At 70.0% G+C, this 8597-nt stretch carries 7 protein-coding genes and 1 pseudogene; 4 read left to right on the top strand and 4 right to left on the bottom strand.

Annotated elements, in window-relative coordinates; all coding sequences use genetic code 11:
• Positions 1-422, bottom strand: a 422-nt coding sequence (locus G6031_RS10080) for a DUF1707 domain-containing protein (RefSeq protein WP_182653190.1), incomplete at its 3' end; no start/stop codon positions are given.
• Positions 423-488: 66 nt separating this feature from the next.
• Here G6031_RS10080 and G6031_RS10085 point away from each other — a divergent pair.
• Complete coding sequence (locus G6031_RS10085) at positions 489-2093, top strand: acyl-CoA synthetase (RefSeq protein ID WP_182653191.1); 1605 nt, start codon at positions 489-491, stop codon at positions 2091-2093.
• A gap of 70 nt (positions 2094-2163) precedes the next feature.
• Positions 2164-3624, top strand: coding sequence for an aldehyde dehydrogenase family protein (locus tag G6031_RS10090; RefSeq protein ID WP_182653192.1), 1461 nt, complete (start codon positions 2164-2166; stop codon positions 3622-3624).
• Between the two features lie 18 nt (positions 3625-3642).
• Here G6031_RS10090 and G6031_RS10095 read toward each other — a convergent pair whose 3' ends face one another.
• Entirely contained in the window at positions 3643-4449 is an 807-nt protein-coding gene (locus G6031_RS10095; RefSeq protein ID WP_179524574.1) for a crotonase/enoyl-CoA hydratase family protein, read from the bottom strand.
• Positions 4450-4525: 76 nt separating this feature from the next.
• Here G6031_RS10095 and G6031_RS10100 point away from each other — a divergent pair, with 76 nt between their 5' ends.
• Both G6031_RS10100 and G6031_RS10105 read left to right on the top strand, forming a co-directional pair.
• Positions 4526-6163 (top strand): acyl-CoA synthetase, encoded by a 1638-nt coding sequence (locus G6031_RS10100; protein WP_179524575.1) that lies wholly within the window; start codon positions 4526-4528, stop codon positions 6161-6163.
• Positions 6164-6165: 2 nt separating this feature from the next.
• On the top strand, positions 6166-7272 hold the full coding sequence (locus G6031_RS10105; RefSeq protein ID WP_179526151.1) for a nitronate monooxygenase family protein: 1107 nt from the start codon (positions 6166-6168) through the stop codon (positions 7270-7272).
• A gap of 203 nt (positions 7273-7475) precedes the next feature.
• On the opposite strand, the gene G6031_RS10110 is transcribed toward G6031_RS10105, so the two are convergent.
• Both G6031_RS10110 and G6031_RS10115 read right to left on the bottom strand, forming a co-directional pair.
• Positions 7476-8168 (bottom strand): hemolysin III family protein, encoded by a 693-nt coding sequence (locus tag G6031_RS10110; protein ID WP_235027391.1) that lies wholly within the window; start codon positions 8166-8168, stop codon positions 7476-7478.
• A 20-nt stretch (positions 8169-8188) separates the two neighbouring features.
• Positions 8189-8597, bottom strand: a pseudogene (locus G6031_RS10115) (acyl-CoA synthetase); the annotation flags it as partial.

Consider the following 8597-nt stretch of genomic DNA (forward strand, 5'->3'; position numbering starts at 1 on the left):
CGGCCCGACCGGTCGGCGACCGCCACGTCCCGGCCGACGGGGTCCGGGTCGTCCGACGCGGACACCGCCAGGACGACCCCGGTCACCAGCGCGACCCCCACGAGTACCGCCGCGAGGACGCCCCACGGGTGGCGGGTCGCCGTGGCCGGCGGGGTCCACGGGGAGGGCGGACCCTGACGGGCCGGCTCCGCCCGGGTCGGACCGCGGTCGCCGTGCAGCCGGACCCTCACCCCCTGGAGGTCGGCGAACAGCGGTCGGAGGTCGTCGACCATGCGGGCGGACGTGGCCACCCGGACCCGCTCGTAGTGCTCGAACTGGTCGAGCTGACCGCTGGCCAGTGCGGAATCCAGCGCCGTGATGACGGCGGTGCGGTCGTCGTCGGTGGCCCGGATCGCCCGGGTCCCGGAGGGGTCTGCGGACATGGGTCGAGAATAGTCCTCGGAGTCAATCCCTGGACCCCTGACAGGAACACGTTCTAGTCTGGGGTCATGAGTGCACCCACACCCACCATTCCCACCGAGACCGGAGTCCTGAACAACCGGACCGGGGAGTACGTGACCAGTGTCTACCGGATCGCCGAGGCCGAGCCGGACCGCGTCGCGGTGATCGAGGCCTCCGGTCGCCGGGTGACCTTCGGCGAGCTCGTGGACGCGGCGCACGGCCACGCGCGGGGCCTGCGCGCGCTGGGGCTGGGGGCCGGGGACGGGATCGTCCTGATGGCGCCGAACAGTATCGGGTTCCTCGAGGTCTACTTCGCCGCCCTCGAGATCGGTCTCTACGTGGCCCCCGCCAACTGGCACCTGACCGGGCCCGAGGTGGCCTACATCCTGGAGAACTCGGGCTCGACGGTGTTCGTGGCCGACGAGAGGTTCGCCGGCGTGGCCACCACCGCCGCCGCCGAGGCCGGACTCGACCCCGCCCGCTGCTACGCGATCGGGGACGTACCGGGGTTCCGGCCGCTCTCCGAGCTCGCCGTCCCGGCCGAGGGGGAGGACCCCTTGCCGTCGGGCCGCACCCTCGGCGCCCCGATGCTCTACACCTCGGGCACCACCGGTCGCCCCAAGGGCGTGCGCCGGCCTCTGACCGGCGCCTCTCCCGACCAGGTGACGGTTCCCAACTACTTCTTCTTCGCCGGCTTCGGCATCCAGGGCGCGGACAACGTGCACATCTGCGGCTCACCGCTCTACCACACGGCCGTCCTCAACTTCGTCGCCATCTCGCTCAACCTGGGCCAGACGGTGGTGCTCATGGACAAGTGGGCCCCGGAGGAGATGCTGCGTCTCATCGACGCCCACGGGGTGACCCAGTCCCACATGGTCCCGACCCAGTTCTCGCGCCTGCTCGAACTGCCGGAGGACGTGCGCGCGAAGTACGACGTGTCGAGCCTCCGGACGATCGTCCACGGCGCCGCCCCGTGTCCGAAGCACGTCAAGCAGGCGATGTTGGACTGGTGGGGACCCGTCCTCACCGAGTACTACGCCGGCACCGAGGGTGGTGGCTGCACCATCACGGGCGAGGAGTGGCTGCGTAAGCCCGGAAGCGTGGGTCGGCCGTGGAAGACCACGACCCTGAAGATCCTCGACGACGACGGCAACGAGCTCCCCGCCGGCGAGACGGGCAACGTCTACCTCCAGATGCACGGGTCCAGGTTCGAGTACCACCAGGACGCGGAGAAGACCGCGAAGACCTACGTCGGCGAGCTGTTCACCATGGGCGACATCGGCTACGTGGACTCCGACGGTTATCTGTTCCTGTGCGACCGCAAGAACGACATGATCATCTCCGGCGGGGTGAACATCTACCCGGCCGAGATCGAGTCGGAGATGACCCGTCACGACGCCGTCCGCGACGTGGCGGTGTTCGGCATCCCGCACCCCGACTGGGGCGAGGAGGTCAAGGCCGTGGTGGAGCTGGCCGAGGGTTACGTGGAGTCCGACGACCTCAAGTCGCAGATCCTCGAGGACCTCTCCGGCCGACTGGCCAAGTTCAAGATGCCGCGGTCGATCGACGTGGTGGAGGAGTTGCCCCGGCAGGCCAACGGCAAGTTGGTCAAGCGCAAGCTCAAGGATCCGTACTGGGCGGACGCCCGGTGAGCCGTATCGGGCGGACGCCCGCCGGCCCGGTTACCCACCGGCCACGGGGGCCGCTCACTACCCTGGACGCATGACCAGTACCCCGACCGCCCGTGATCTCACGCTCGCCCAGATCCTCGAGCGGCAGCAGCAGGCGTTCCTCGCCGACCCGCAGCCCGAGGCCGGGATACGGCGAGATCGGATCCAGCGGCTCAAGCACCTCGTCCTGGACAACGCGGCCGAGTTCACCGAGGCGATCCGCGAGGACTACGGGTGCCGACCCGAGACGCTCTCCACGATCACCGACATCGCCTCATCGATCCCGGACCTGGATCATCAGCGCGGCCACCTCGCCAGGTGGATGAGGCCGAAGCGGGTCTCCCGAGCCCTCGACGCGGTGGGGTTCACCCAGCAGGTCCGCCACGACCCCAAGGGCGTCGTCGGGATCATCGGCCCCTGGAACTTCCCCCTGTACCTGACGATCGTGCCGGCCGGGTCGGCGCTCGCCGCGGGCAACCGGGTCATGCTCCGGCCGTCGTCGGTCACCGCGCGCACGACCGAGGTGCTCTGCAGCCGGGCGCCCGAGTACTTCGCCGTCGACGAGTTGGCCGTCGCGGGGCCCGAACACGGCCGCGGTTCGGACTTCTCCCGTCTGCCCTTCGACCACCTGTTCTTCACCGGCTCCCCGGGCGTCGGCAGGTCCGTCGCCAGGGACGCCGCCGCCAACCTCACCCCGGTCACCCTCGAACTGGGCGGCAAGAACCCCGTCGTGGTGGACACCAGCGCCGACCTCGACCGAGCCGCGCGGGGCATCGCGGCATCCCGCATGATCAACGGCGGCCAGGTGTGCATGTGCCCGGACTACGTCTTCGTCCCCCGGGCGGAGGTGGACAGGTTCTGCGACACCGTCCTGGACCAGTGGCGCAGGACCCTCCCGGCCATCGTGGGCAACCCCGAGTACACCGCGATCGTCAACACGTCCAACTACGAGCGCGTCGTTGGCCTGATCGACGACGCCGTGGCCAAGGGTGCCGTCAGGCGCGACGCCGCCCCGGCGGGGGAGCGGTTGCCGGACGCGGGTGTCCGGAAGATCGCACCCACCCTTCTCACCGGTGTGACGCCCGAGATGGAGATCGACTCGGACGAGGTGTTCGGGCCCGTACTCACGGTCTTCGGATACCGGAGCCTCGACGAGGCGGTCCGCTACATCAACGAGCGGCCCAGCCCGCTGGTCCTGTACTGGTACGGCCAGAAGAACAGCCGCTTCGACACCGTGGCCGACCGCACCCGCTCGGGAAACATCTACGGCAACGACTTCGGCATCGGGATGGCCTCCCCGGCCGTCCCCTTCGGCGGGGTCGGCGATTCGGGGATGGGCGGCTACCACGGGCACTACGGATTCCGGACGTTCACCCACGAGCGCGCCGTCGCGATGCACTCCTACGACGTCAACGTCTCCCGGGTGCTCGCGCCCCCGTTCACCGCGGGCAAGAAGAGGCTGGCCTCGGGGTACCTCGGGGTGATGAAGGCCCGGACCCGGCTGGGGCTCTAGTCGGGTCCGGGCGCCCGGTCACTCCCCGCGGAACTCGGGCCTGCGCTTCTCCGCGAACGCGCGAGGGCCCTCCTTGGCATCGGCAGAGGCGAAGACCCGTCCGCCGACCTCGGCGTCGACGCGGAAGGCCTCCTCCTCGTGCATGCCCTCCGTGCGCCGGATGGTCTCGATCATCCCCTGCACCGCGAGGGGCCCGTTCGCGGCGATGAGCCCGGCGATCTCCAGGGCCTTGTCCAGGGCGGTGCCGTCCTCGACCACGTGGCCGATCAGCCCGAACCGCTCCGCCTCCTCGGCGGTGAGATGGCGGCCCGTCATGAGGACCTCCATCGCGACGGTGTAGGGGATCTGACGCACGAGTCGCACCGCGGAGCCGCCGAGGGGGTATAGGCCCCAGCGGGCCTCGGAGACGCCGAACCTGGCGGAGCGCCCGGCGACCCGGATGTCGGTGCCCTGCAGGATCTCGGTCCCGCCGGCGATCGCCGGGCCCTCGACCGCGGCGATGAGCGGCTTGCTCAGCCGGCGCCCCTTGAGCAGCGCGGGCAGACGGGTCAGGTCCCAACCCCCACCCGCGAACTTGTCGCCCGGCGCGTCCTTGTTCATCGCCTTGAGATCCGCACCCGCGCAGAAGTACCCGCCCGCGCCGGTCAGGATGCACGCGCGGATGTCCGGGTCGGAGTCCACCAGATCCCACGCCGCCTCCATGCCGCGCATCATCGGCCCGGACAGCGCGTTGCGCGCCTCGGGGCGGTTCATGGTCACCACCAGGACGTGTCCACGCCGCTCGGTGAGCAGGTGCTGGTCCTCGGGCGTCTCGACGCGGGTCATCGGGCCTCCAAAAATTAGTTACACGGGTTCACGGCTTTCGCCCACGGCCGACGGTAACACGTTCTACTTTGGGTGTATGGCGTACACCATCGGAGATCTCGTCGAGCACAGTGTCGATCGCGTTCCGGACCGGGTCGTCCTGGTCCAGGAGGGTCGGTCGTTCACCTTCAGGGAACTGGAGGAGCGGGCCAACAGGCTCGCCCACCACCTCCGGTCCGTCGGTGTCGGACCCGACGACAAGGTGGCGGTGTACAGCCGCAACACCATCGAGGCGGTCGAGGCGATGGTCGCGATCTTCAAGATCCGCGCCGTGATGGTCAACGTCAACTACCGGTACGTCCCGGCCGAGCTCGAGTACCTGCTCGACAACTCCGACTCCGTCGTGGTGGTCCACGAGCGGCGCTATTCGGACGTCCTCGCCCGGGCCCTGCCCAACACGCCGGGGGTCCGGCACTGCCTGGTCATCGAGGACGGCACCGACACCCCTGACCCGCAGACGCCCGACGGGGTCTCCGTCGCCCACTACGACGACGCGCTGGCGGCGCAGTCGCCGGAGCGCGACTTCGACGAACGCTCGAACGACGACATCTACATGCTCTACACCGGCGGCACCACGGGCTCCCCGAAGGGAGTGATGTGGCGTCAGGAGGATGTGTTCATGGTCCTCGGCGGCGGCATCGACTTCCTCACCGGTGAGAAGGTCGCGGACGAGTGGGAGCTGGCGAACAAGGCGGTCGACGGTGGCGTCCTGGTCCGCGCCGCCCTGCCCCCGCTCATCCACGGTGGTGCCCAGTGGGCGATCCTCATGGCGTTGTTCGCCGGCCACACCAGCGTGCTCATCCCGGAGTTCGACGCCGAGACCGTCTGGCGGACCGTGACCGAGCACAAGATCAATCTCCTGTTCATCACGGGAGACGCCATGGCGCGTCCCCTGATCGAGGCATGGGACGCGGAGAAGTACGACTCGTCGTCGTTGTTCTACATCGGGTCCTCCGCGGCCCTGTTCTCGCCCTCGGTCAAGGACCAGTTCATCGAGGCGTTCCCGAACGTCATGCTCTCGGACTCGATCGGGTCCTCCGAGACCGGCTTCTCCGGGATCGCGCTCGCGGAGAAGGGCAAGACCCACACCGGTGGACCCCGCGTGAAGATCGACGGGGAGACGACGGTCCTCGACTCCGAGGGCAACGAGGTCCAGCCCGGTTCCGAGGTCATCGGCAAGGTCGCGCGCACCGGGCACATCCCGGTGGGGTACTACAAGGACGAGGTCAAGACCGCGGCCACGTTCAAGACGTACGGCGGGAAGCGCTACTCGATCCCCGGTGACGACGCCCGGGTCGAGGAGGACGGCACCGTCACGATGCTCGGCCGCGGATCGGTCTCCATCAACACCGGAGGCGAGAAGGTCCACCCGGAGGAGGTCGAGGCCGCCCTCAAGACGCACCCCGACGTGTACGACGCGCTCGTGATCGGCGTCCCCGACGAGCGGATGGGCCACAAGGTCGCCGCCGTGCTCCACACGCGTGACGGCAAGTGCCCGCCGATCGACGAGCTGAACGACCACGCGCGGCGAGAGATCGCCCGCTACAAGTGCCCGCGAGCGCTGTGGGTCGAGCAATCGGTCAAGCGCAATCCCGCGGGCAAACCCGACTACCGATGGGCCGCGGAGATCGCCGCGTCCCGCCCCGCAGACGACAGCCAGGAGATCAGCAAGTGAGCATCCGTACCCCACTCGCGGAGGAATTCGGGATCGAGTACCCGGTCTTCGCCTTCACCCCGTCCAAGGCGGTCGCCGCAGCGGTGACGCGCGCCGGCGGCATGGGCGTCCTCGGGTGCGTCCGCTACAACGACGCGGCCGAGCTCGACGAGGTCCTGACCTGGATGGACGAGAACACGGACGGGAAGCCGTACGGCGTGGACATCGTCATGCCGAACAAGGTACCCACCGAGGGCAGCACCACCGACATCGCCGCGATGATCCCCGAGGAGCACAAGGCGTTCGTCTCCCGGGTCCTCGACGACCTCGGGGTGCCGCCCCTCGGTGACGACGCCGAGCACAACGCCGGTGTCCTGGGGTGGCTCCACTCGGTCGCCGAAGCGCACGTCGAGATGTCGCTCAAGCACCGCCCGGTGCTCATCGCCAACGCGCTCGGCTCCCCGCCCAAGCACATCGTGGACCTCGCGCACGCCAACGGGATCAAGGTCGCCGCGCTCGCCGGTGCGAAGAAGCACGCGCTCGCGCACGTGGACAACGGCGTCGACATCGTGATCGCCCAGGGCGGGGAGGCCGGCGGCCACACCGGCGAGGTCGCGACCCTCGTTCTGGTGCCGGAGATCGTCGCTGCGCTCGACGGGCGCGCGCCCGTGCTGGCCGCCGGCGGGATCGGGAGCGGCTCGCAGGTCGCGGCCGCGATCGGCATGGGCGCCGAGGGGGCGTGGATGGGCTCCCGGTGGCTCACCGCCGCGGAGTACGGCGATGACGGCGGCTCCAAGGCGATGCAGGAGGCGCTCGTCGCGGCCACCAGTGCCGACACCGTCCGCACCCGCATCTACTCGGGCAAGCCCGCGCGCCTGCTCAAGAGCAAGTGGACCGAGGCGTGGGCGGCCGAGGGTGCGCCGAGTCCGTTGCCGATGCCGCTGCAGAACATCCTCGTCGCGGAGGCGCACCAGCGGATCTCGGAGGCGCAGGATCCGGAGGTCGTGGCCATGCCGGCGGGCCAGATCATCGGTTCCCTGGAGGGTGTCGTCCCGGTCGCCGAGACGATGGCCCAGATCGCGAGAGAGTACGAGGCGGCGGTGGAGCGCCTGCGCGGCACCCTGGGCTGACCACGCTGACCACCCTCGGCTGATCACGCTGGGCTGACCATCCTGGGCTGACGTCAGCGCGCGTCCGGATTTCTTTCACTGCCGCCCCCGGCGATGAACCCTCGCCCGCACCGATGCGCACGCGAGAGTTCATCGCCGGGGGCGGCTGTGTTCTGGGCGTACAGGCGCGGCCGCGGATGCCCGCCCACGCGCCGTGGGGCGGCTCAGGACTGCGTGATGAACAGGAACATCGCCGCCCAGTGACAGGCGAACGCGATGACCGTGCAGGTGTGGAAGACCTCGTGGAAGCCGTAGACCCCGGGAACGGGATTCGGCCGCTTGAGCCCGTAGACCACGGCCCCGCCCGTGTAGGCCACGCCGCCGGCGACCACGAGTGCGACCCCCACGAGGTTGGCCTCGACGAGGTCGCCGGCGAACCACACCGCCGTCCAGCCCAGGACGATGTACAGCACCACGTACAACCACCGGGGCGCCGACAACCAGAACAGGCGGAACGCGATACCGATCAGCGCGCCCGTCCACACGATCACCAGCAGGATCGTGCTGGCCGGGGGGTCGAGCGCGGCGACCGTCATGGGGGTGTAGGTGCCCGCGATGAGCAGGAAGATGTTCGAGTGGTCCAGCCGGCGCAACAGCGCGGTGGCCTCCGGGCCCCAGGTACGGCGGTGGTAGAGGGCCGAGATCCCGAAGAGCAGCGACGACGTGGCCAGGAACACCGCGCACGCCCATTTCAGCGCGGTCCCGTCCGCCAGGACGGTGAGGACCACGCCGAGGACCACGGCCACCGGCAGCGTCCCGGCGTGGATCCACCCGCGCAGCAGCGGTTTCTCGGGTAGCGCGGGGACGCCGAAGTCGTCGTCGTCCCCCTCGGGCCTCGGGTGTGCAGCGGAGTTCACACGCAGAACCTACCGCCACCTCACACGGGCGTGAACGTCCTGTGACCGTCCACACGCGCCCACACACGGTCGCCGGCGGGGTCGGGGCCCAGCGCGGTGAGGTCGCGGGCGCGGAACTTGAAGCTCGCCGTGCGCGGCAGCCCCGCGGTCACCCGCAACAGCGACGGCCACTGCTTGGGACCCAGGTCGGACTGCTCGGCGAGGAACTCCCCCATGCCGGCCGCCACCTCGGACGGTTCCGCCCCGTCCCGCAGGACGACCGCCGCGGCGACGGCGTCGCCGATCGTGCCCGGTCCGCGCACCTCGCCCGCCGGCACGGCGTACACGCCCACCTCGACCAGATCGGGATGGCGTCGCAGGACGCGTTCGACCGGCGCGGCGGCCAGGTTCTCCCCGTCGACCCGCATCCAGCCACCGGATCGGCCCGCG

This window comes from Dietzia sp. CQ4 (genome assembly GCF_014145125.1).
GTDB classification, from domain to species: Bacteria; Actinomycetota; Actinomycetes; order Mycobacteriales; family Mycobacteriaceae; genus Dietzia; species Dietzia natronolimnaea.